Annotated in this window: 23 protein-coding genes; 3 read left to right on the forward strand and 20 right to left on the reverse strand. The window is 68.3% G+C overall.

Features of this window, described 5'->3' with window-relative positions; genetic code table 11:
- Positions 1 to 24 precede the first annotated feature (24 nt).
- Positions 25 to 1,047 carry an LLM class flavin-dependent oxidoreductase gene (locus tag ACRWNM_RS31265; protein WP_431971734.1) on the forward strand — a complete coding sequence of 341 codons (1,023 nt, stop codon included), beginning with the start codon at positions 25 to 27 and terminating at the stop codon, positions 1,045 to 1,047.
- Here the strand turns inward: ACRWNM_RS31265 and ACRWNM_RS31270 are convergent.
- Entirely contained in the window at positions 1,007 to 1,975 is a 969-nt protein-coding gene (locus ACRWNM_RS31270) for an FAS1-like dehydratase domain-containing protein (RefSeq protein WP_431971735.1), read from the reverse strand. The genes ACRWNM_RS31265 and ACRWNM_RS31270 overlap by 41 nt on opposite strands.
- Before the next feature lie 512 nt (positions 1,976 to 2,487).
- Between ACRWNM_RS31270 and ACRWNM_RS31275 the strand changes: the two genes are divergently transcribed.
- Complete coding sequence (locus ACRWNM_RS31275; protein ID WP_431971736.1) at positions 2,488 to 3,684, forward strand: esterase/lipase family protein; 1,197 nt, start codon at positions 2,488 to 2,490, stop codon at positions 3,682 to 3,684.
- A 120-nt stretch (positions 3,685 to 3,804) separates the two neighbouring features.
- Here ACRWNM_RS31275 and ACRWNM_RS31280 read toward each other — a convergent pair whose 3' ends face one another.
- Together ACRWNM_RS31280 and ACRWNM_RS31285 are read right to left on the reverse strand one after the other, a co-directional pair.
- Positions 3,805 to 4,845, reverse strand: a complete 1,041-nt coding sequence (locus tag ACRWNM_RS31280; protein WP_431971737.1) for an endonuclease/exonuclease/phosphatase family protein — start codon at positions 4,843 to 4,845, stop codon at positions 3,805 to 3,807.
- Between the two features lie 62 nt (positions 4,846 to 4,907).
- On the reverse strand, positions 4,908 to 6,116 hold the full coding sequence (locus tag ACRWNM_RS31285; protein WP_431971738.1) for a S8 family peptidase: 1,209 nt from the start codon (positions 6,114 to 6,116) through the stop codon (positions 4,908 to 4,910).
- A gap of 52 nt (positions 6,117 to 6,168) precedes the next feature.
- On the opposite strand from ACRWNM_RS31285, the gene ACRWNM_RS31290 reads away from it, so the two are divergent.
- Positions 6,169 to 6,372, forward strand: a complete 204-nt coding sequence (locus tag ACRWNM_RS31290; RefSeq protein WP_431971739.1) for an aldolase/citrate lyase family protein — start codon at positions 6,169 to 6,171, stop codon at positions 6,370 to 6,372.
- Here ACRWNM_RS31290 and ACRWNM_RS31295 read toward each other — a convergent pair.
- The 17 genes from ACRWNM_RS31295 to ACRWNM_RS31375 form a co-directional block, all read right to left on the reverse strand.
- Positions 6,335 to 7,498 (reverse strand): HoxN/HupN/NixA family nickel/cobalt transporter, encoded by a 1,164-nt coding sequence (locus ACRWNM_RS31295; RefSeq protein ID WP_431971740.1) that lies wholly within the window; start codon positions 7,496 to 7,498, stop codon positions 6,335 to 6,337. The genes ACRWNM_RS31290 and ACRWNM_RS31295 overlap by 38 nt on opposite strands.
- Before the next feature lie 10 nt (positions 7,499 to 7,508).
- A complete protein-coding gene (locus tag ACRWNM_RS31300) occupies positions 7,509 to 8,219 on the reverse strand; it encodes a DUF6390 family protein (protein ID WP_431971822.1) in 711 nt (236 codons plus the stop codon).
- 88 nt (positions 8,220 to 8,307) lie between these two features.
- Positions 8,308 to 9,384: a hydrogenase expression/formation protein HypE gene (gene hypE, locus ACRWNM_RS31305; RefSeq protein ID WP_431971741.1), complete on the reverse strand. Its 1,077-nt coding sequence runs from the start codon at positions 9,382 to 9,384 to the stop codon at positions 8,308 to 8,310.
- Positions 9,377 to 10,489 (reverse strand): hydrogenase formation protein HypD, encoded by a 1,113-nt coding sequence (gene hypD / locus ACRWNM_RS31310; RefSeq protein ID WP_431971742.1) that lies wholly within the window; start codon positions 10,487 to 10,489, stop codon positions 9,377 to 9,379. Before hypD ends, hypE begins: the two co-directional genes overlap by 8 nt.
- Positions 10,486 to 10,812 carry a HypC/HybG/HupF family hydrogenase formation chaperone gene (locus ACRWNM_RS31315; RefSeq protein ID WP_431971743.1) on the reverse strand — a complete coding sequence of 109 codons (327 nt, stop codon included), beginning with the start codon at positions 10,810 to 10,812 and terminating at the stop codon, positions 10,486 to 10,488. Before ACRWNM_RS31315 ends, hypD begins: the two co-directional genes overlap by 4 nt.
- An 18-nt stretch (positions 10,813 to 10,830) precedes the next feature.
- Positions 10,831 to 13,143 carry a carbamoyltransferase HypF gene (hypF, locus tag ACRWNM_RS31320; protein WP_431971744.1) on the reverse strand — a complete coding sequence of 771 codons (2,313 nt, stop codon included), beginning with the start codon at positions 13,141 to 13,143 and terminating at the stop codon, positions 10,831 to 10,833.
- Entirely contained in the window at positions 13,143 to 13,385 is a 243-nt protein-coding gene (locus tag ACRWNM_RS31325; protein ID WP_431971745.1) for a HypC/HybG/HupF family hydrogenase formation chaperone, read from the reverse strand. Before ACRWNM_RS31325 ends, hypF begins: the two co-directional genes overlap by 1 nt.
- A 3-nt stretch (positions 13,386 to 13,388) precedes the next feature.
- Positions 13,389 to 13,850 carry a hydrogenase maturation protease gene (locus tag ACRWNM_RS31330; protein ID WP_431971746.1) on the reverse strand — a complete coding sequence of 154 codons (462 nt, stop codon included), beginning with the start codon at positions 13,848 to 13,850 and terminating at the stop codon, positions 13,389 to 13,391.
- A 110-nt stretch (positions 13,851 to 13,960) separates the two neighbouring features.
- Positions 13,961 to 14,080 (reverse strand): DUF6893 family small protein, encoded by a 120-nt coding sequence (locus tag ACRWNM_RS31335; RefSeq protein ID WP_431971747.1) that lies wholly within the window; start codon positions 14,078 to 14,080, stop codon positions 13,961 to 13,963.
- Between the two features lie 15 nt (positions 14,081 to 14,095).
- Positions 14,096 to 15,448, reverse strand: coding sequence for a hypothetical protein (locus ACRWNM_RS31340; RefSeq protein WP_431971748.1), 1,353 nt, complete (start codon positions 15,446 to 15,448; stop codon positions 14,096 to 14,098).
- Positions 15,445 to 16,092: a DUF6084 family protein gene (locus ACRWNM_RS31345; RefSeq protein ID WP_431971749.1), complete on the reverse strand. Its 648-nt coding sequence runs from the start codon at positions 16,090 to 16,092 to the stop codon at positions 15,445 to 15,447. Before ACRWNM_RS31345 ends, ACRWNM_RS31340 begins: the two co-directional genes overlap by 4 nt.
- Positions 16,089 to 16,721 (reverse strand): DUF5947 family protein, encoded by a 633-nt coding sequence (locus ACRWNM_RS31350; RefSeq protein ID WP_431971750.1) that lies wholly within the window; start codon positions 16,719 to 16,721, stop codon positions 16,089 to 16,091. Before ACRWNM_RS31350 ends, ACRWNM_RS31345 begins: the two co-directional genes overlap by 4 nt.
- Positions 16,718 to 17,647, reverse strand: coding sequence for a NifU family protein (locus ACRWNM_RS31355; RefSeq protein WP_431971751.1), 930 nt, complete (start codon positions 17,645 to 17,647; stop codon positions 16,718 to 16,720). The genes ACRWNM_RS31350 and ACRWNM_RS31355 overlap by 4 nt, the downstream gene beginning before the upstream one ends.
- A gap of 3 nt (positions 17,648 to 17,650) precedes the next feature.
- A complete protein-coding gene (locus ACRWNM_RS31360) occupies positions 17,651 to 19,447 on the reverse strand; it encodes a nickel-dependent hydrogenase large subunit (RefSeq protein ID WP_431971752.1) in 1,797 nt (598 codons plus the stop codon).
- A 10-nt stretch (positions 19,448 to 19,457) separates the two neighbouring features.
- The gene (locus tag ACRWNM_RS31365; RefSeq protein ID WP_431971753.1) at positions 19,458 to 20,513 is read right to left on the reverse strand and encodes a hydrogenase expression protein HypE; all 1,056 of its coding nucleotides are present in this window, start codon (positions 20,511 to 20,513) and stop codon (positions 19,458 to 19,460) included.
- 83 nt (positions 20,514 to 20,596) lie between these two features.
- Complete coding sequence (gene hypB, locus ACRWNM_RS31370) at positions 20,597 to 21,460, reverse strand: hydrogenase nickel incorporation protein HypB (protein ID WP_431971754.1); 864 nt, start codon at positions 21,458 to 21,460, stop codon at positions 20,597 to 20,599.
- Positions 21,418 to 21,792, reverse strand: a complete 375-nt coding sequence (locus ACRWNM_RS31375; protein WP_431971755.1) for a hydrogenase maturation nickel metallochaperone HypA — start codon at positions 21,790 to 21,792, stop codon at positions 21,418 to 21,420. Before ACRWNM_RS31375 ends, hypB begins: the two co-directional genes overlap by 43 nt.
- Positions 21,793 to 21,930: the final 138 nt, after the last annotated feature.

Below are 21,930 nucleotides of genomic sequence, written 5' to 3' on the forward strand. Positions count from 1 at the left end.
GCGGCGGGCGCGTTGAGAAGAGATATGACCGCAGCACTGCCCTCCGTCCGCTTCTCCATCCTGGACCGCTCGCGGGTGCGGCGCGGGCAGTCGCACCCGGCGGCGCTGCGCGAGACAGTCGAGTTCGCGCGGCTGGCCGAGGAGTGGGGCTATCATCGGTTCTGGGTGTCCGAGCATCACAGCGTGCCCGGCGTCGCCGGGTCGGCGCCCACCGTGCTCGCCGCTGCCGCGGCGGCCGCGAGCTCGCGCATCCGGATCGGCACCGGCGGGGTGATGCTGCCGAACCATCAGCCGCTGGTCGTCGCCGAGCAGTTCGGGGTGCTGGAATCGCTGTATCCCGGTCGCATCGATATGGGCCTCGGCCGGTCGGTCGGCTTCACCGACGGGGTCCGCCGCGCGCTGGGGCACGACAAAGCCGACGCCGACGATTTCGACGATCAGCTCGCCGCGGTGCTCGACTACTTCGCGCACGGCAAGCACGGCGTGCATGCGTGGCCCGCCGAGGGCCTGCGGGTGCCTGCGTTCCTGCTGGCCACCGGCTCCGGTGCGGATCGCGCCGCCCGATTCGGGCTGCCGCTGGTCGTCGCGGCGGTGGCCGGAACCGATCGGATGGTCGAGGCGATCGATCGGTACCGCGCGGGATTCCGCGAAACAGCCTGGGGGAGTGCGCCGTACGTGGTGGTGTCGGGAACGGTCCTGATCGCCGACAGCACCGAGGAGGCGCGACGGCTGCTGCTGCCCGAAGCCTGGGCAGGAGCTTGGTCGCGGACCCGAGGTGAATTCCCGGCCTTGCTGCCGCCGGAGGAGATCGAGTCGGCGCCGATGACCGAGCGCGAGCGTCGCATGGTCGCGGAATCGATGCGGGATCAGATCCACGGCACCGAGGACGAGGTCGCCGAGGCGCTCGAGCAGCTGGTCACGCGGACCGGAGCGGACGAGATCCTCGTGCACACCAGCACCTACGACCGCGTCGCGCGCCTCGAATCGCACCGGCGGCTGGCCCGGCTCACCGGTTTGCTTCCCGCGGCGGGGCGCAGGGCGGCTTAGCCGCAGACGCCTCGCGCTCGAACCGCGCCTCGGCGGCGGCGTACCCGAACAGCCGACGGCCCTCGCAGCGCAGGTCCACGGCCAGGGTGGCGGTGCGGTGGCGCCGGTCCAGCCCGGTGACCCGGCCGCGGAGGGCCAGGCGCACGCGGTGGCCGGGCCGGATCCGCAGGCCGTGGACGCCGGGTGCGACCTGGGTGCGCAGCCGGGTGAGGGCGGCGGGATCACCGAGCCAGTCGGTGAGATATCCGGTGGCGAGCCCGAGTTCGTACATCCCCGGCGCCTCCGCGCTCGACAGGCCGGTCACCGCGGCGTATTCCGCGAGGTCCGCCGCGGCGACCTCGAGCAGCTGGACCGGAAGTTCGTCGCCGACGCCGAGGGAAGCGAAATCAACTGCGGTGCACGGCATTCGGTCGGGTACGGGAGGTGGGGCCGTCTCGATCGGGCTCCGGTCGGCGAAGGTCTCCGCGACCGACGACGCGGCTGCTGCGGTGCGCGCCCGCCCGAGCAGCGTCGTCGTCCCGGTCTGCCGCGCGTGACCGTCCTGATCGACGAGCGCGCTCCGGATCGTGAGCACCTCGTAGTCGGAGAAGTATCGCGAGGATTCGACGTGCACCCGGCAGTCCAGGTGATCGCCCGCCACCAGTGGCCCGGCCAGGTCGAGCACGTGGTCGGCGTGCAGGACGCGCGCCGCTGCGGGGCCGGTGCACGCGGCATCGAGCAATTCCCGGTGCACGTGGCCGAGGAATACCGCGGAGAAAGTCGGGGGAGCGACGAGGCCGGAGAAACCGAGTCGATGCGCGGCGTCCTCGCGCAGATGCGCCGGATGGAAATTGCGGACGGCGCGGGCGAATTCGCGAATTGTCGTGGAGCGCACCACACAGCGCGACGATGATCCGTTGCGAGACAGGGGTGTGACGAGGTCGTTCATATTTGCTCCCATATTGCTCGTCCGTCGAGGATCGTCGGTGGGTCAGGCGGGTGTGCCGAAAGGGGAAGCTGGCACGCGCTCGGAAAGACCGTGTCCAGCATGGTATCTCCAGTGATCGGCCATCGAGTGGCCCTCGATGGCGTTGAAACGTCGCTCCATGATTGCGCGGGATCGGCCCGATACCTCGTGATGGTGGCGATATCTGGAGATCTCATCGTTGGGCGACCGCCCGATTGGAGGGTTGCACGCCTGATCGGGAGGCATACCGGAAATTCGTCCTGCGGCTCCGCTATCGATCCGGCGAAAGCCTGCCCGGCGCGGACTGTGCACGTTCCCTATGGCCGTGGCGAACGCTTCGTGAAGTGTCCAGATACCCGTTCGCAGTGTGGGTTTCGCCGTTCATCCGGTCCTAGCGTTGGCGCAGTTTCGGCCCCGCCGACCGACACGGCGGCGCTGCGAACCGAAGGACCCGCGAACGAGGGGACGACGTCGTTCCTACCGAAAGGCATTCGATGAAACGAAGTACCTGCGGCCGTGCGCTCGGCGCCGCGGCGGTGTCGATCGTCTCGGTGCTCGCCATGAGCTTCACCGGCGTAGCAGCCCAGGCCGACCCGGCGCCCGCGCCGACCGAACAGGCCCTTGCGGAGCTCATCGCCGCGGGCCGCGTGGCGACGCCGGTCGCCGGGCCGGGTGGGTCCGGTTCGGCGTGCACCTCCGGCAGCGGTGCGGGTTCGGGCAACGGCTCGGGTAACTGCTACGGCGGATCGGGAAGCAGCTCCGGATCGTCCGGCGGATTCGCCAGCGACACAGTCGGTTACGGCCCGTCGAAGACTTCCTGGGTCGAGGCGTTCGGCTACGGCTTGGCGAACCCCGACGTCGCCCCGCCCGGCGCCAACGACTGGAAATGCAAGCCGACGGCCGAACACCCGCGCCCCGTGGTGCTACTGCACGGCACCTGGATGAACGCCTACAACGGCTTCGCGTTCATGGGCCAGCCGATCAAGGACGCCGGTTTCTGCACCTTCACCTTCAACTACGGCCGAGCCAACCTGCTCGAGGGCGGCGGTCTCGGGTCGGTGCTGCCCGGCGTGATGGGCACCGGCTACATCCAGGACTCCGCCAAGCAGCTCGCCACCTTCGTCGACCGGGTGCTCGCGGCCACCGGCGCCTCGGAGGTCGACATCGTCGCCCATTCGCAGGGCGGCTCGATGGCCAACTGGTACACCAAGTTCGAGGGCGGCGCCGCCAAGGTGCAGAACCTGGTCACCTACGGCGCCACCCATCACGGCACCAGCCTGGACGGTATCGGTGCGCTGGGCCGGGCGATCAACAACCTCGGCATCGACATCCTGGGTTTCATCGAGATCTTCGTCGGGCATGCCGGCATCCAGCAGACGATCGGATCGGATTTCGTCAACAAGCTCAACGCGAACGGCGACACCGTGCCCGGCGTGGACTACACGATCGTGGGCACCCGCTACGACGAGGTCACCAACCCCTACGAGCTGACCTTCCTGCGAGCGGGCCCCGGCGCGACGGTGCACAACATCACCCTGCAGGACGGATGCGAGCAGGACCTCTCCGACCACCTCATGATGATGTACTCGCCGCGGGCGCTGTCGATCGCCTTGCGCACCTTGGATCCGGTGGGGCATCCGCAGCTCGAATGCGCGCCCAACCCCTGGCTGATCGGAGGTGGCGGCCGATGATCTGATGACCGGCCGGCGCTCGGGGATGGCAACCCGACGCCCGCCACCGCGCCCACCGAGCCGGTAACGCATGCACCGTCGCTCGGTGGGTTTCGGCTGTCCCGGCGTCCTCGGTCGTGCTCAGCGCTGTGCGCGCAGGTATTGGGTCCCGTCGTCGATGCCGAATTCGATCCACATAGGCAGGTGGTCGCTCATCCGGTAGGTGCGCCAGTCCTTGAAGCTGCGACCGGGACGTTCGGCGCGCTCGCCCGCGTAGTCGGCTTCCTGGTCGAGGGTGTAGACGTGGCGGTAGAAATCGAACACGCCCGCGCGACCCGTGGGTTGGAGGGCGGTGAGTTTCTCGTAATAGGCGATCTGGTCGTAGTGCCTGTCCTTGGCGACATTGCTGCCCGGAACCGCCTGCAGTTCGTCGGGGACCAGGAACCCGGCATCGGTGATCGCCCGCATGGTGACGTCACGACGGTTGAAGATGTTGAAATCGCCCAGTATCAGCACATTTCCCGGGCGCGGCGGCTGCCCGGGCTCGTATTGCGGGGCGCCCGACAGCCCGCGCGCGTTCTTCGCGATCAGCTTCGCCAGTGCGGTGATCTCCCGCAGTCGCCGCGGATCGTCGGCGGTGCCCGTGCCGTAGTAGATGTGCACGGTCGCCAGCGTCAGATACGCCCAGCCCGCGCGGAAACTCGCCACGTACGGCGACCGCGCGAACTGCACCACGTCGTCCGTCGCGCCCGCTGGCTCGGGCAACACCAGTTCCGCGGCGAGCCCGGTGAAATCCACCTTGCGCCGGTCGAACAGATACGCCATCCGTTCGGTGTTGCCCGATCGCCCCAGCGTCACATCGGTGACCAGGAAATCCCACCAACTCCCCAGATGCCGCCGGATTCGCTGGAGCGGATACAGCCCGTCGCGCACTTCCTGCACCGCCACCAGATCGAAGCGACTCATGATCTCGGCGAGATAGAAATACGACTCCACGGGCCGGAAACCGTACTTGCCTGAGTCGAACTCGCGAATGTTCCACGTCGCCAGCAACAGCGAGTCGGTCGCCGACCGCGCGGGCACCTCCGCTGCCAACCCCTCCCGAAGCCGCAACAGCCCGTCGATCACGCGACCACGCGCTCCCGCGTCGGTGATGTGCTTCAAGTCGGTGTAGTTCGGCACAACGGCCTCCCCTCAGGGCGCCTCGGAACGACGAGGGCGTTCGGGCCGGGACACCGCGCGGGCTATGCCTGCGGTGCGTGCACCAGTCCGGCGCCGACGTCGGCCGGATCGGTATCGGGGGACAGGTCGTCGAAGCGAGCATCGCCGATCAGCTTCGCCTGCAGGAAGATCGGTGCGAGTTGCCCCTGAGCGGTGAGCTTCTCCGCCCACAGTGCCGCGACGCCCGCCGCGTGCGGAGTGGCCATGCTGGTACCGCTCATCGTCGCCGTACCCCCACCGACTCCGGCGCTGATCACCCCGACTCCCGGCGCTGACACCGTCGCCCGCGTGTTGGAGAAGGGCGCGACGGTGAGACGTCCGGGGGTGCCGCCGAGTGCGCCGACGGCGATGATGCCTGCCGCCGCGGCGGGCGGTGCGACACTGATCTCGAACGGCGGCCGCTTGTCCCTGCCGCTTTCGTTCCCGGTGGCGGCGACCACCGTGGGCTGTCCGACACCGGCGTTGAGGAATTCGATCAGCTTCTCGAAGAGCTTCACATTCGCCGTGTACGCGTCGAGCGCTGCCGATGTGGCCACGGGTATCGACACACCGCGCTCGTTGACGAGCTTCTCGACGAACCCGGGGAAGTCGATGCCCAGCGACATCGAGATCACGTGCGCGCCGTTGTCCCGCGCCCAGATCATCGCCTCGGCGAGCATGTCGCTTCCGCCGCCGTTCGGGCCGAGTACCTTGCCGATCAGCGCCCTGGTGATCCCCTTGGCGACGCCGATCCGGAGGCCGTTTACGTCGCGGCCGAAAATCGTTCCCGCACAGTGCGTGCCGTGGCCGTCCTTGTCGTTCGCGCTGCCGCCGCCGGTGAAGTCGTTGGTGATCAATTCGACGCCGGAGAAGGCCGAATGCGACGAGTCGATGCCCGTATCGAGGACCGCCACCGTGATCCCCGCGCCGGTGAAGGGCGAGGTGGTGGCTCCGACGGCCCTAACGCCCCAGGTCGCCCTGCCCGCCTCGGCGGCTTCGCCCGCCGCCCGTTCGGTCGGTTCGACGAGCTTCATGGGCATCGCGGGGCAGAAGCCGATCACGGTCGGATCGTTCACGACCGTGCGCAGCCGCTCGCCGCTCGCGCCTTCGTCGATATCGATCGTGATGTCAGCTCCCGCGTCCATGGGTATGGCCGCCGCGCCTGCGTTCAGGTCACGCAGCACCGAGCGCGCGGGCGCGCGGAGAACGACGAGCTTCTCTTCCGCGAGAAGATGCGCTTTTCGCTTGGTCATGATGGCTCCCCGAGTGGACGAGATGGGTGGTCGATGACGAAAAGCCTGGTCCGTGCGGGCACGGAAGGCGCGAGTAGCCGACTACTCGTTTTCCGGCGCCGACGCCCTGATCCTCGACCTCGAGGACTCGGTGCCGCTCGCCGAGAAGGCCGAGGCCCGCGGTACCGTGGCTGCCACCATCGACCGCCTCCGCCGACGGCGTCCGTCGGCCGAGGGTGTCATCGCGCTGGCGGAGGCGATGTCGGCTCACGCGTGACGGGACAGGCCACACGGTCGGCAGGGGTGGGCGCACCGATCGCCCACCTCTGCTCGATCCGTCCGTAGCGCCATACCAGCAGCGCCGCCGCCCAGGTGGCGACGAACAGCCCGACCACGACATAGCCGAGGACGGTGAGGTCGAGTCCGGTGATCCAGCCCCAGAAACCGCCGGACCAGCCTCGTTGTTCGGCGAGCAGGCCGAGCAGTTCGACGGTGCCGACGAGCAGCGCCACCGTCACCGACAGCGCGGTGACGGTGATGTTGTAGTAGACCTTGCGGACGGGTTCGGCGAAGGCCCATCCGTAGGCGAAGTTCATGAACGTCCCGTCGACGGTGTCCAGCAGGCTCATTCCGGCGGCGAACAGGACGGGCAGGCAGAGGATCGCGTACCAGGGCAGCCCGGCGGCGGCGCTCGTTCCGGCGAGTACCAGCAGCGCGACCTCGGTGGCGGTGTCGAATCCGACTCCGAAGAGCAGGCCCACCGGGTACATCTGCCACGGTCTGGTGATCGCCTTCAGCACCGGCCCGAGGAATCGGTTCATGAATCCCCGTTTGTCGAGCTGGTTTTCGAGTTCCGCCGCGTCGTATTCCCCGGCCCGGGCGCGCTGCAGGACACGGATGACGCCGATCAGCACGGCGATGTTGACGATGGCGATGAGGTACAGGAACGTGCCGGAGACTGTGGTGCCGAACAGTCCGGTGTAGTGCTGCAACCCGGAGGACTCGTCCTCGATGGGGCCCGCGAGCGCCCTGATCCCGATCGACAACAGGAACGCGAGTCCGAACACGACGGTCGAATGGCCGAGCGAGAAGAAGAATCCCACCGAGAGCGGCCGCTGCCCGTCGCCCATCAGCTTGCGGGTGGTGTTGTCGATCGCGGCGATGTGATCGGCGTCGAAGGCGTGGCGCAAACCGAGCGCGTAGGCGGTCAGGCCGACACCGAGTCCGAGTGTCTGCCCGCCGATGTCGAGATTCCGCGGGACGACGAAAGCGATCAGGGTGATCCAGCCGATCAGGTGCAATGCCGCGATCACGGCGAACATGCCTGCGACGCCGAACCATTCGGAGCGGGTCAGCGCGTGTCGTACGACGTCGAGGCGGGATCGTCCGGAGGAGCGAGTCATCGCGGCGCCACTACTTTCGGGACAGCCTGTCGTTCGTCACGCGCAGCTGGCGAGCCGTGCTGTCGGCGAGCACGTCGACTTGGTTCGCCTCCAGCGGTCCGCACAGCCGATCCCAGTGGAGCGCTACGAGATCGTGCGCGCGCACCTGCGGCGCGGGAGAGTAACCGTCGACCCACACCGGGATCTGCCGTGGCTGCGGCGCGGACAGCGCGAGCCGATGTCCGTCCCATTCCAGGCGGCGCGCCAGCACCGTGAGCTCGTCCCCGGTCCGGGCCGCGACCGCTCCCCAGGTGATGCGGCAGTTGTCGAGCACGCGCACGGGGTGTTCGTCGTGTCCTCGCCCGAGCAGCCGGGTCCACGGATAGACGCCGAAGACGTGGAAGCAGTGGTTGGCGGCGGCTTCGGGCGCCAGGTCCGGCGTCAGATGCGCCCAATAGTGACCGGCGACCGGCTCGATGACGGACAGGAGCTCCGCGAGGAACTCCGCCGAATCCAGGCCCGCGCCGATTCCGCCTCCGAGCCAATACGATTCGACGAGCCGACGGTCCAGCGGGTCGTCGATTCCGGTCAGCCGCGACATCACCCGAAGGTACGGCCACGCGCCGGAGAACTGGCGCGCCATCGCCCTGACCGCCGCGGGCGGCAGGGTGGCCATCGGTGCGGTCTCGGCGGGTCCGCAATAGCCGAGCGCGTTGGGCGCGTGGGCGTATCGGGCGAACATCTCGGTACCGTCGATGCCACCCGCGTCGCGTCCGGTGCGCCCGCCGCCTTCCGTCGTCTCGGCTACCGGTGCCGGATCATGGCCCATGTCAACAGATTCGCGGCAGCTGCTCGCCGGCCGGGAGGTCGACCACGCGGGTGCCGCCCAGCGCCGTGCGGGCGACCACCATGCCCGGGTGCTCCTCCACGCAGACCCCGATCGCCTCGGCGCGTCCGCCCAGCGGGTGCCCGCGCATGGCCTCGAGGACCCGCTCGGCGTCCTCCGGCGCGACGAAGGCGATCAGTTTGCCCTCGTTCGCGACGTACAGGGGATCCAGGCCGAGTAGTCCGCAGGCATCGCGAACCGGCGCGGAGACAGGGATCTTCCGCTCGTCCAACGAGATGCCGACCTGCGCCACCCCCGCGATCTCGTTCAGCGTCGCGCCCACCCCGCCGCGCGTCGGATCCCGCAGCACGTGCACGTCGGCCCCGGTGGCCAGCATCGCCGCGACCAAGCCGTGCAGCGGCGCGGTGTCGCTGCACACCGTGGTGCCGAACTCCAAGCCTTCGCGACAGCTCAGCACCGCCACGCCGTGCAGTCCGATCTCCCCGCTGACCAGGACCGCGTCGCCGGGCCGTGCGCGCTGCGGGCGGATGTCGACTCCGTCGTCGATCAGCCCGATACCCGCGGTGTTGACGTAGACGCCGTCGCCGTGGCCCGCGTCGACGACCTTGGTGTCGCCGGTGACCAGTTTGACGCCCGCCCCGAGGGCCGCGGTGCCCATGGCCGCCGCGATGCGGGCGATGTCGGCCAGCGCGGTGCCTTCCTCGAGAATGAACGCGGTCGACAGCACCATCGGCCTGGCGCCGGACATCGCCAGGTCGTTGACGGTGCCGTTGACGGCGAGCTCGCCGATCGAACCGCCGGGGAACTCCATCGGCTTCACCACGAACGAATCGGTGGTGAACGCCAACCGGGCGCCGCCGAGCGTGACGACCGCCGAATCGCCGAACCCCGCTTCGGCCGCCGACCCGAACGCGGGCAGGAACAGATGCTCGATCAGTTCGCCCGACATCGCCCCGCCTCCGCCGTGCCCCATCACGATGGTGGGCGAATCCCGCAGCGGCATCGGACAGACCCAGCCGTCCATGTCGATGGCCGCGGGCGGCTCGGTCTCGTCAAGCATGAGCGGCCTCCGCGGGTAGGTCGAGCCGCCGGTACAGGTAGTAGGCGGCGCACGCGCCCTCGGACGAGACCATGGTGGCGCCCAAGGGATTCCGTGGCGTGCACTGCTTGCCGAAGGCGGCGCATTCGTGCGGCTTGATCAAGCCCTGCAGCACCTCGCCGGACCGGCAGATAGAGGATTCCTCGGTATGCAGATCGTCGACGGAGAATCGCTGCTCGGCGTCGTACTCGCGGTAGCGCTCGGACAGCCGCCAGCCGCTGCCGGGAATGACGCCGATGCCGCGCCAGGCCCGGTCGGTGCGCTCGAAGACGTCCTCGAGCATCGCCTTGGCGGCCGGGTTGCCCGCCGCGGCCACCGCGCGCGGATAGGCGTTCTCCACCTCGTGCCGCCCGGACTCCAGCTGGATCACCGTCCGGCGGATGCCCTCCAGGATGTCGAGCGGTTCGAAACCGGTGACCACCACGGGAACCCGATACTTCTCGGCCAGCGGCGGGTACTCGCCGGTGCCCATCACGGTGCACACGTGACCGGCGGCGAGGAACGCCTGCACCCGGCAGGCGGGCGATTCCATGATCGCCGCGATGGCCGGTGGCACCAGCACGTGCGAGACCAGCAGCGAGAAGTTGGGCACGCCGAGCCGTTTGGCCTGATACACGGTCATGGCGTTGGCGGGCGCGGTGGTCTCGAAGCCGATGCCGAAGAACACCACCTGCCGGTCCGGGTTCGCGCGAGCCAGTTCGAGCGCGTCGAGCGGTGAGTAGACCACGCGCACGTCGCCGCCTTCGCTCTTGACCCGGAACAGGTCCTTGGAACTGCCGGGCACGCGCAGCATGTCGCCGAACGAGCAGAAGATCACGCCCGGCCGCGCGGCGATCTCGAGCGCCTTGTCGATCACCTCGAGCGGTGTGACGCAGACCGGGCAGCCGGGGCCGTGGATCATCTCGATCTGGTCGGGCAGCAGCTGATCGATCCCGTGCCGGATGATCGAATGCGTCTGTCCGCCACAGACCTCCATGATCGACCAGCGTCTGGTCGTGACGGCGCGTATCCGGTCGAGCAGGCCTTTGGCGAGCTGGGGATCGCTGAATTCGTCGAGGTATTTCACGACGTCACCTCCGGATCGTCTCGCTGTGGGGTCGTTTCGGGATTCTCGACTCCGGCCTGCTTCGCGGCGATGGCGAAACCGTCGCCGAACTCCTCGTTGAGCACACCGAGGTGTTCGAATTCGGCCAGGGTCTGCAGCGCGGACTGCTCGTCCAGGCGCTGGATCGCGAATCCGACGTGGACGACGACGTAGTCACCGACCGCCGCGTCCGGTATGTATTGCAGGCATACGTCTTTGTGCACGCCGCCGAAGTCGACGACCGACATCATCGTGCCGTCTCGCTCGTGCAGGCTGAGCACCTTTCCGGGAACCGCCAGGCACATCGTCGCTTCTCCTTCCGCTCATCCCGCTCCGATGGCGAGTAGCTGGCCGAACGCGAGGCCGCCGTCGTTCGGCGGCAGCCTGCGATGACACAGGACTTGAAAGCCGTTCTCCCGCAGCAATCTCCGCGTCGCGGAGAACAGCAGCGCGTTCTGGAACACCCCGCCCGACAGGGCGACCGGCAGCGACGCCGTTCCGTATTCGACGGCGAGGGCCAGAATCAGGCGCGCGACCGCCGCGTGGAAGCGCGCGCCGATGACATCGGCCGGTACCCCGGCCCGCACATCGGCCACGACCGCGGCGATCACCGGCGCGGGGTCGATCGCGGTGACGCCGCGATCGCGCGGGGCATCGATCGCCGGGACAGCGAACTCGTAGAGCCCTGTTCCGGGATCCGCACCGCGGGACAACCCCTCCAACTCGATCGCCGCTTGGGCCTCGTAATCCACTTCGTGGCGCACCCCGGCCAGCGAGGAGACCGCGTCGAAGAGCCTGCCCATGCTCGAGGTCGGGACACATCCGAAACCGGTGTCCAACTGGTGCGCCAGCACCTTTCGCTCCCCGGCCGGGCACGCACGCACCGAGGGGATGTCCTCGGTCCAGTCGATGCCCGCGGCGCGCAAGTGCGCCAGGGCCATGCGGTAGGGCCGCCGGACGCTCAGGTCGCCACCGGCGAGGGGGACGTAGCGCAGATGAGCGAGCCGCCGGTATCCCTTGTAGCCAGCGGCAAGGACCTCGGCGCCCCAGATCGCCCCGTCCGGCCCGAACCCGGTGCCGTCGAAGGCGATTCCGAGCACGGTCGCGGCGGGGTCGAGACCGTTCTCGCCCATCACCGCGGCGATGTGGGCGTGATGGTGCTGCACCGTCCGTAGCGGACGCCCGTCCGCGTGCTGCTCGGCCCACGCGGTGGATCGATACCGTGGATGGGCGTCGGCGGCCAGCTGGATCGGCCGCACGGCGGTGAGCTCCTCGAGATGCCGCTCGGCCTCGGTGAACGCGCGCAGCGTCGCCAGATCGTCCATGTCGCCGATGTGCTGGCTCAGCCACGCGTAGCGGCCGTCGGCCACCGCGCAGGTGTTCTTCAGATCGGCGCCGACCGCGAGGGTGGGCGGCATCGGCGCGGGCAACGCGAGAGGTAATGGCGCGTATCCGCGCGAGCGGCGCACGGGTAGTTCGACGCCGTCGACCAGCCGCACCACCGAATCGTCACAGGGCACGATGATGCGCCGGTTGTGCGACAGCCACGCGTCGGCGAGGCCGACCAGACGTTCGCGCGCGTCGGCGTCGTCGTGGCAGATCGGTTCGCCGCCGAGGTTTCCCGAGGTCATCACCAATGCCCGCGGTCCTGGCGGATCACCGGGCAGCCCGAACAACAGCAGGTGCAGTGGTGAGTAGGCGATCATCACGCCGAGATCGGGATTGCGCGGGGCCACCGACGGAGCCGGGGCCGGGATTGCCTCGGAGACAGGTGATTTCGCATCGGTCCGGCGGCGCGGCAGCAGGACGATCGGCCGGGCGGGGCCGGTCAGCAAGCCGGCGGCGGTGTCGTCGACCTCGACGATCGCGCGCGCGGTCGCCAAGTCCGGCGCCATGATCGCGAACGGTTTGTCGCCGCGCCGCTTCCGGCGGCGCAGCTCGGCCACGGCGTCCTCGTTCGCCGCGTCGCAGGCCAGGTGATATCCGCCGATGCCTTTGACCGCGAGAATTCCACCGCGGCGCAACAACTCTCGTGCCGCGGCGATCGGCTCCCCCGCGCCCGGACCGGTATAGCCGAGGGTCGGGCCGCAGCCGGGACAGGCGATCGGCTGCGCGTGGAAACGACGATCCGCGGGATCGGCGTATTCGCGAGCGCACGCGTCGCACATGGGGAACTCGGCCATCGACGTCCGGTCGCGGTCGTAGGGCAGGCTCGCGATGATGGTGAATCGGGGGCCGCAGTTGGTGCAGTTCACGAAGGGGTGCCGGTAGCGGCGGTTGGCCGGATCGCGGAGTTCGTCGGCGCATTCGGCGCAGATCGCCACATCCGGTGAGGCCAGCGTGCGTCCGCCGCCGTCGCGGGTGGTGTCGGCGATGTGGAAACCGGTGCCGCCGCGCACCGGCGTCTCGGTCGATTCGAGGGATTCGACGACGGCCAGCGGCGGCGGGTGCCAGCGGACGCGGCGCTCGAACTCGTCCAGATCCCGTGCGGCGCCCTCGACCTCGATGACGACCCCGGAGCTGTCGTTGGACACGCGGCCGGTCAGCGACAGCTCGGCCGCCGTCGTATAGACGAACGGCCGGAATCCGACGCCCTGCACCACGCCGCGGACCAGGATCCGCCGCCGGGTCCGCATCACGGCTCCTCCCCGCGCCCGAGCAAGTTCAGACCCGCGAGCGCCTCGGCCGCGCCCGCCTCGTCGGTCTTCTCGACCGCGAAACCCATATGGATGATCACCCAGTCGCCCGCGCCGACCGAGCCCTCGTCGAGCATGCCGATGTTCACTTTGCGCGTCTCACCCGAGACGTCGACCAGGGCGATCTGACCGTGGTAGCCCTCGGCCAGTTGCACGACCCGGCCCGGAATTCCGAGGCACATCGGTCACACCTCCTGTCGATCGAGCAGCTCCGCCACGACCGAATCGACGGCGCTGGCCGCGGGCGCGAGCGCCGCCTCGACCAGATCGGTGAGACCGATCCCCTCCGCCACCGAGACGACCTGGCAGCCGACGATCACCGTGCGTGGCACCGTGCCGCCGAGCGTCCTGACCATCGAGAACACGGCCTCGGGGTTCATGGCGTGGGCGTCGAGCTGGGTGAGGGGGTCGTTCGTCTCGTCGGCGCGGAACACCTCGACCCGGCCGGGAGCGCCCCGATCGGGTAGCGCGTCGACGAGCACCAGCGCGTCCCAGTCGTCGAGCAGGTCGTAGGCGAGGTGCATGCCTCGGATCCCGTAGTCGGTGATGCGCACGCTCGGCTCACGGTGGGGCGGCAGTCGCCGCACCACCGCAGGGCCGAATCCGTCGTCGCTCAGGAAGATGTTTCCGATCCCGGCGACCAGCACCTTCGTCGTCTCACCCCTCCTTTACCCGGTCGGCGCCGTCGCGCCACCGACTTCGGTGGCGCCCACGTCGCCGGTGGCAGTCTCGTCCGGTCGATGTGTCCTCCCGATCGCTACATGTGGCGGATCTTCAGATACCGCCGGATATCCGGTATCGACCGCAGCCCGATGAGGGCGAACACCGCGGCGATCGCCGCGAGGATGACGACCGCGATCACTCCTACCGTTTCCATGGCCGACCCTTCCTTTCATTTCCGTTGGTCTTGCTCGGACGGTCTGTCCAGCGGCTCGATCTCGTCGGGCGCGAAGTAGAGGTAACGGCCGTACCACTCGTGCAGGTCGGCGGCGGGGTCGTTGTCGATGACCACCCCGACGTGCACGTCGCCGTCGACGTCTTCGTGCACCGACACCACCCGCGCCGTCTCGCCGTCGTAGAACAGGTCGTGGGCGTCGGCGCGCCGGGACGGATGCAGACGGACCCGGCTGCCGCGGTGCACCAGCACGCCCGCGACGACGACGGCGTCGGATTCGGGTCGGACGGCGTTGTCGGCCGAGGGATCCCACCAGTCGACACCGTCGGGAACCTCGGGAAGCACACGCGGCCGGTCCGCGGGCTCGCGCAGCACCCCGTGCAGCCGATCCAGCTGCTCGGGAGTGGTGGCGTCGCAGCGGTCGACGATCCGCGCGGCCAGTGGATCGGTGGCGCGCGCCTGGTCCTTCTCCTCGTCGGTCAAGGTCATCACGCGCAGCGTCAGGATCTCGTCGATCTCGGTCGAGTCGAACAGCGGACCCTCGCTCTGTTCGGCGATCTGCGGGTGGTCGTAGAGGATGATCGGCGAGACGAGCAGCAGGCTCCGGTCACCATCCGGCCCGGCGAGGACCGGGAAGCATCGGTGGTGGCCGCACTGCTCGGCGGCCGCGGCCGCTTCCGGCGGGGGCTCCAGCAAGGACACGAACTCGCCGCCCTCCAGCTCCGCGATCACGTGAGCGCCGAGCAACGAGCACGCGAGCGCGTCCTGCTTGTCCCGGGGCGCGGCGGCGATATTGCGCACCGTGATCGTCACGCGGCGGCAGCCCGCCACGTGGTCGACCGACAGCTCGAGCAGGCCGTCGATCGGCTCGCGGGTGCGAACGAGCCTGCCCGCGTGAGCGCCCGCGGCATCGTGCACTTCCTCGACATCGACACCGCCCGCGACGTGCACCCGAAACACCGTGTGCTCCAACGGCATCGGTCCGTAGTCGATCTCGTGTTCCACGCCCTCGTCCCAGCTCACCAAGGTGCGGCCGTCGACGTCGAGCTCGGCGACCGGACTGCCGTGCCGGTCTTCGACCGTGCGCCGCTGCAATTGCAGGAACCGGACGGCGAGGCCGAGCGTGGCGGCGTCGCCCGCGACGACGGGGAACTGCGCCCGCAGCATCGGGTCCTCGCCGAGCCCGGCCTCGGCGGCGCCCTCCGGGCCAAGTACGCCGAATTGCCAGCGGCACTGGTTCTTTCGAGAGTTCGCCCGATACGGGTACAGCAGGTATCCCTCGTACAGCACCGCGTCGGCGACCGCGCGTGCCCTTGCGCGCGCGGACCGGACAGATCGTCCCGTGGTCATGTCGCGTCCCGAGCGGTCGTGAGGAGTTTGGTCACCGCGTCGTCGTAGCCGAGCAGGCCGCGTTCGGATTTGTAGGCCGACAAGGCGTCGAGCGTCTCGCGGGACAAGCGGATCCAGTCGGAGTTGGGGAAGTGCGCGGCCATCAGGTCGTGCCACACCGAGACCGGCATGTCGAAGGTGTCCTCGCGATCCCACGGCACCTGCTGCACCGCGAAACCGCCCTCGCCCCTGATGAATACGGTGCCGCTGAACAGAAACCGCAGCGGCACCGTGCCGTCGCGCAACGCGTGCAGGTACTTCGATCCCGCGACCTCGAAGTCGTAGGTGCACTGCATCGGCAGATCCACTTCCGCGCCCCCGGTGAAGCCAGGAATCGTTGTCGCGCAGTGCATCCAGAGAAAGGTGCGCTGCGTGTCCTCCCATCGTTCGCGCGTGCCGAAGAGGTCCGTCAGCCCGGCTGCTTCCTCGTCGGTGTAGGAACGGCGGCGCGGTTCGATCCTGACCTGCGCCCGCAGCGCGATGGCGTGCACGGGCTCCTCGGCCAGCGCCGCGATGCCGACGCGCGCCGACAGTATCGGCGTCACCGCGTACGGCTCGGGCTTGATGCCGAGCACGGCGAAGGTGATCGAATAGGCCGGGCTCATCGCGCACCGCCCGTTCGCGCCCGCGCCGTCATCGTGGCGAAGAACTCCTCGATGTACCGGTGCGCCTCTTGGCCGCCGTCGAATCCGCGCCACAGCAGCCGCATCCGGCCGACGAACTCGTAGCACGCATCGATGGGCAACAGCAGACAGGCGCCGGGACCGCCGCGGTGCGGCATCCGGATCAGCAGCGCCTCGACATCGTCGGCCGCGACGTCGAGCTGCGGGTGGCGCTCCAGGATCGCGTGCCACCGCGGCAACGGAAGTTCGGACTCGGTCGCGCCTGCCGGGCCGGGATAGAAGGCGACGGTGCGCCCGAGCGAGGAGTTGCGGAAGAAGAAGGCCAGTCCGACCGGGATCTCGAGTCCGTCCCACTCCGCTTGGTCGACGACCACGTCCGGGAACGCCAGGTAGCGATCCGGCACCGCCCGATAACGCAGGTCCGCCGCGCTGTCGGTGAACAGCAGATAGCAGCCGCGGCATACGCACATGAGCTGCCTGCCCTCGATGCTCACCACGTGCTGGTGCGGCTCATGAATGGGTTCGGCGCACATCTCGCAACGCTCACCGGCCGGGACCGGAGTCGGTCGCGGCGCGGTGAGACGTCGCAGCACGCCGAACGGGGACGTCATCCGGCCACCTCCGCCGGAATCGCCACCGACAGCTCGCCCGATCGCACCAGCACCGGCAACGGTTCGAGGTGCCCGTCGCCGTCGACGCGCGCGCCTGCGTGGACCGCGTCGAAATGCGCCCCGCACGATGGACACCGCAGCACGGCGTCGCCCACGGGGAAGCCGAGGCGGCGATGCAGCGCCGCGCCAGCCATGGAACCGTCGCAGGCCGCACACCGGTCGCGGTAGACGAACAGCTCGTCACCGACCCGGCAGGCCAGCACCGCGACCCCGGCCACCGCGAATCCGCCGACTTCACCCGGCCCGATCTCGTCGAGCTCGGGCACGGCGATCCAGCTGCCCTGGTGCTGACTGTGCACGCGCGTGAACAACGACTCCGCCGCGATCACGCCCGAGCCGGACGCCGGTTCGGCCGCGACCACTTCGATCGCCGTGATCTCCGGCGCCGCGGCGCGCACCGCGTCTTCCACGGCCAGCTCCAACGTCACCGACGACGACGGGCAGCTGCGGCAGCTGCCCGCGAACTCGAGTTGCACGACACCGTCCTCGATGCCGCGCAGCTCGACGTCGCCACCATGGGAGCCGAGGTAGGGCCGCACACTGTCGAGCGCGGCGCGCACCCGTGTCGTCACGTCGTGCGGATGCAGTCCGTGCACCAACAGCAGGCTCGCGACCAGGTCGTCTCCGGTGAGCCGTTCGATCGCCGCGTCGTCGAGCAGGTCGATGATGCGCTCCAGGCCCGCGCCGTAGAGGTCGGCGACCTCGCGGACCAGTTGCTCGGCCCGCTCCCTGGCCGCGACGCCGCCCACGGAGCTCGATTCGAGCAGGGTCTCGATGCGCTCGCCTGCGTCACGCCAGCGAGCGTCATCGAGTGCTGCCCCGTCGTGTCCGTTCACAGTGCCCATCTCTTCTCGCGGGCGCGTCATCGGCTACTCCGCGGTGAGCGACTGAGTGGGGGAGTGCACCGTCTCCAGCGTCTTTCCTTTGCCGAGGTACATGTGCACGCCGCACGGCAGGCACGGATCGAAACTGCGCACGGTGCGCATGATGTCGATGCCCTTGAAATGCTCCCTGTCGTTCTCCTCGAAGATCGACTGGCCCTGTACCGCGTCCTCGTACGGCCCCGGCGTGCCGAAGCTGTCCCGCGGGCTCGCGTTCCACGGCGTCGGCGGATACGGGTGGTAGTTGGCGATCTTGCCGTCCCTGATCACCATGTGATGGGAGAGGACCCCGCGCACGGCCTCGGTGAAACCGCAGCCGATGCTCTCGTCGGGAACCTCGAACGTCTCCCAGGTCTTGGTCTTCCCGGCGCGGATCTCCTCGATCGCCTTCTCGGCGAAATGCAGCGCGCACGCCGCCGCGTAGGCCTGGAAGTAGGTCCGGGCGCGGTCGCGTTCGATGGTGTTGCTGCCCGCCGCCGGGATCTTCCATTCGAGCTCGACCGGTCCCTTCAGGGCGGTCTTGGGCAGGTTGATCTGCACGCTGTGCCCGGTCGACTTCACGTAGCCGATGTCGACCAGCCCGGCCAGCGCCGTGACCCACAGCCGCGCCAGCGGTCCGCCGCCGGTGTCCAGCGCCAGATGGTCGGTGCCGTCGAACCAGCGCGGTGACATCACCCAGCTGTACTTGTCCTCCAGGTCGCGCTTCTGCGGCTTGGGGTTGGTGTGCTGGTTCCACGGGTGGCGCCGATCCACCGGATTGCCGAGCGGATCGGTCTTCACGAACATCTCCTGATCGGACCAGTCGTCGTAATACGAACTGCCCAAAAGGATTCGGATGCCGAGGTTGATGTCGACCAGGCTGGTGGTGAGCAGCTTGCCGTCCACCACGATGCCGGGGGACACGAACATCTTGCGACCCCAGTCCTCCATGTCCTTGTACGCGAAGTTGCATGCCGCCGGGTCCTGGAACGAACCCCAGCACCCGAGCATCGTGCGGCGCAGGCCCACCTTGTCGTAGCCGGGCAGCGCCTCGTAGAAGAAGTCGAACAGATCGTCGTGCATCGGCACGGCCTTCTTCATGAACTCCACGTAGCGCATCAGACGCGTCGTGTAGTCGGTCATCAGCTGGATGGTGGCGACGGTGCCGACGCCACCGGGATACAGCGTCGATGGATGCACGTGCCTGCCTTCCATCAGGCAGAACATCTCCCGCGTGTACCGGCTGACCTGAAGCGCCTCGCGGTAGAAATCACCGCTGAACGGGTTGAGGGCCCGCATGATGTCGGCGATCGTCCGGTATCCGTGCGCGTCCGCGTGCGGAGCCTCGGTGCGCTCGGCGCGGGCCAGCACGCCGGGGTTGGTCTCGGAGACCATTTTCTCGCAGAAGTCCACGCCGACCAGGTTCTCCTGGAAGATGTTGTGGTCGAACATGTATTCGGCGGCCTCGCCCATGTTGACTATCCACTCGCCGAGGTTCGGCGGCTTCACCCCGTAGGCCATGTTCTGGCAGTAACACGAGCAGGTGGCGTGGTTGTCACCGCAGATACCGCAGATGCGGCTGGTGATGAAGTGGGCGTCGCGCGGGTCCTTGCCCTTCATGAAGATGGAGTAGCCGCGGAAGATCGACGAGGTGCTGTGGCACTCCACGACCTGCTGATTCTCGAAATCGATCTTGGTGTAGATACCAAGGCTGCCGACGATCCGGGTGATCGGATCCCACGCCATCTCGACGAGGGCGTTCGGGTCGATCTTGCGGTGCGACGGCTCCGGAACGATCTGAGTCATCGAAGTCCTCCTACCACGTGCGGGTCGCGCCGGATTCCAGCTTTTCGCCGCGGTGTCGCCAGCGCGGCTCCTTGTCCACAGTGCGGCCGGTGACGTGCCGCAGGCTTCGGATCACCGATCCGTACAGTCCCGAGGTCATCGACGAGAACTTGCCACCGGGTGGCTCGTCCATGAACGGCATGAACTTGTCCGGGAAACCGGGCATGGTGCAGCCGATGCAGATGCCGCCGACGTTGGGGCATCCGCCGATGCCGCTCATCCAACCTCGTTTGGGCACATTGCATTTCACGACCGGGCCCCAGCAGCCGAGCTTCACGATGCACTTCGGCGATCCGTACTCGGTGGCGAAATCTCCCTGCTCGTAGTACCCGGCGCGATCGCAGCCCTCGTGGACGGTCGCGCCGAACAGCCACTTGGGCCGCAACGCTTCGTCGAGCGGGATCATCGGCGCCTGGCCCGTTGCCATGTAGAGCAGGTAGGTCAGGGTCTCGGAGAGGTTGTCCGGTTGGATCGGGCAGCCCGGCACGCACACGATCGGAATACCGGCCTTGCTCTTCCACTCCCACCCGAGATAGTCCGGCACGCCCATCGCACCCGTCGGGTTTCCGGCCATCGCGTGGATGCCGCCGTAGGTAGCGCAGGTGCCCGCGGCCACCACGGCTGTGGCCTTCGGGGCGAGGCGATCCACCCATTCGCTGGTCGTCATCGGCTGGTTGGTATCGGGGTTGTTGCCGAACCCGCACCAGTAGCCCTCGGTGTGGAGCTGCTCGTTGGGGATCGATCCCTCGACCACGAGGACGAACGGTTCCAGTTCGCCGCGGTCGGCTTTGAAGAACCATTCGAGGAAATCGTCGGCCCCACCGGCCGGACCGCATTCGAAATCGATCAGCGGCCAATGGACGGCGACCTTGGGGAGACCTGGGAGCGCACCCAGAGCTATCTCCTCGATGCTGGGCTGGGCAGCGGCAGTCAGCGCCACCGAGTCACCGTCACAACTGAGGCCGGCATTGATCCAGAGAACGTGGATCAACGTATCTTCGGCTTTGACTGCTTCCTGAGTAGGCATCAAATGCCACCTTTCGAAGCTGGAGCGCCGTACAGACGTCTCAGTGGTAAGACCGTACGGAATGTGACACTCGTCACGTCAGTCTAGGCGGGGGTTGTAGCTTCCTCAAGGGAGGCGGACGGCGGGGACAACTGCCCCGAAATCCACGCGTACCAGCTAGGCAAGCCCTCGCCCGTGATCGCGGACACCGGCAGAATCGGCACGCCGGGATTGATCGAGTGCGCGTACTCCGCGCACCGGGTGAGATCGAAATCGACGTAGGGAATCAGGTCGATTTTGTTGACGACCACCAAATCGGCGGCCGCGAACATGTGTGGATATTTCAGCGGCTTGTCGGTGCCCTCGGTCACCGAGAACACCACGACTTTGGCGAGTTCTCCCAAATCGAACAGCGCGGGGCACACCAGGTTCCCGACATTCTCGATGAACAGCAGCGTGCCCGGCGCGGGGTCGAGCTCGTCCAGCGCGTGCCGCAACATTTCGGCATCCAAATGGCAACCCGAGCCCGTGTTGATCTGCACGACCCGGCACCCGGTCGCCTTGATGCGCTCGGCGTCCAGCAACGTCTCCTGGTCGCCTTCGATCACCGCGACGGGGCGATCGTCCAGATCGCCGAGGGTGCGCTCGAGCAGCGTCGTCTTGCCCGCGCCCGGCGAGCTGGTGATGTTCAGGGCCACGATGCCGCTGCGGCGCAGCCGTTCTCTGTTGTGCTGCGCCAGCCGATCGTTCTTGGCGAGCACCTTCTGCTCCAAGGTCACCGTCTCGGTGACCGGCACGTGCACGTGGTCCGCGTGGTCGTGATCGTGGCCGTGCGGGTCGTCGTGCTCGTGGTAGTGGCCATGGCCCTGATGGTGCTCGTGGTGGTGCTGATCGTGCTCGTGCGGCTGGTCGCGGAGGACCGTGATCATGGCCGCCGAATCGCCGCCGCATCCGCAGGTTGCGCACATGGTTCGCTCACCTCCATCGTTCGTATTCGAAGCTCCCGCCCGGATCTGACCTCGACGTCGGCGCTGCCGCACGGACAGAGCAGAATCAGGTCGGCGAGGTCGAAATCGGCGCCGCAAGACCGGCAGACCGCGGTGCCGGGCACCGTCTGGATGACGAGCGCCGCACCGTCCGCCTCGGTCCCTTCGGTCGCCAGCTCGAAGCAGAACCGCATCGCCTCGGGCACAATCGCGCACAGCGCTCCGACTTCCACGGTGACGCTGTGTACCCGTCGGCCCGCCGCATGCTCGCACACGGCGTCGACGACACTCTGAGTTATCGCCATTTCGTGCATCGTGGCCTCGGCTTTTCGGAGTTGGCCTCATTCGAGGCTACTCCGCAGCACATCGCGCCTGCGTCGTAACGGAGAATCCTTCGCGTGGCGGCGGGCGGCGCGGTTCAACCTTGTCTCAACCCACGCGCGCGAGAGTGA

This window comes from Nocardia sp. bgisy134, assembly GCF_965341865.1.
GTDB lineage: Bacteria > Actinomycetota > Actinomycetes > Mycobacteriales > Mycobacteriaceae > Nocardia.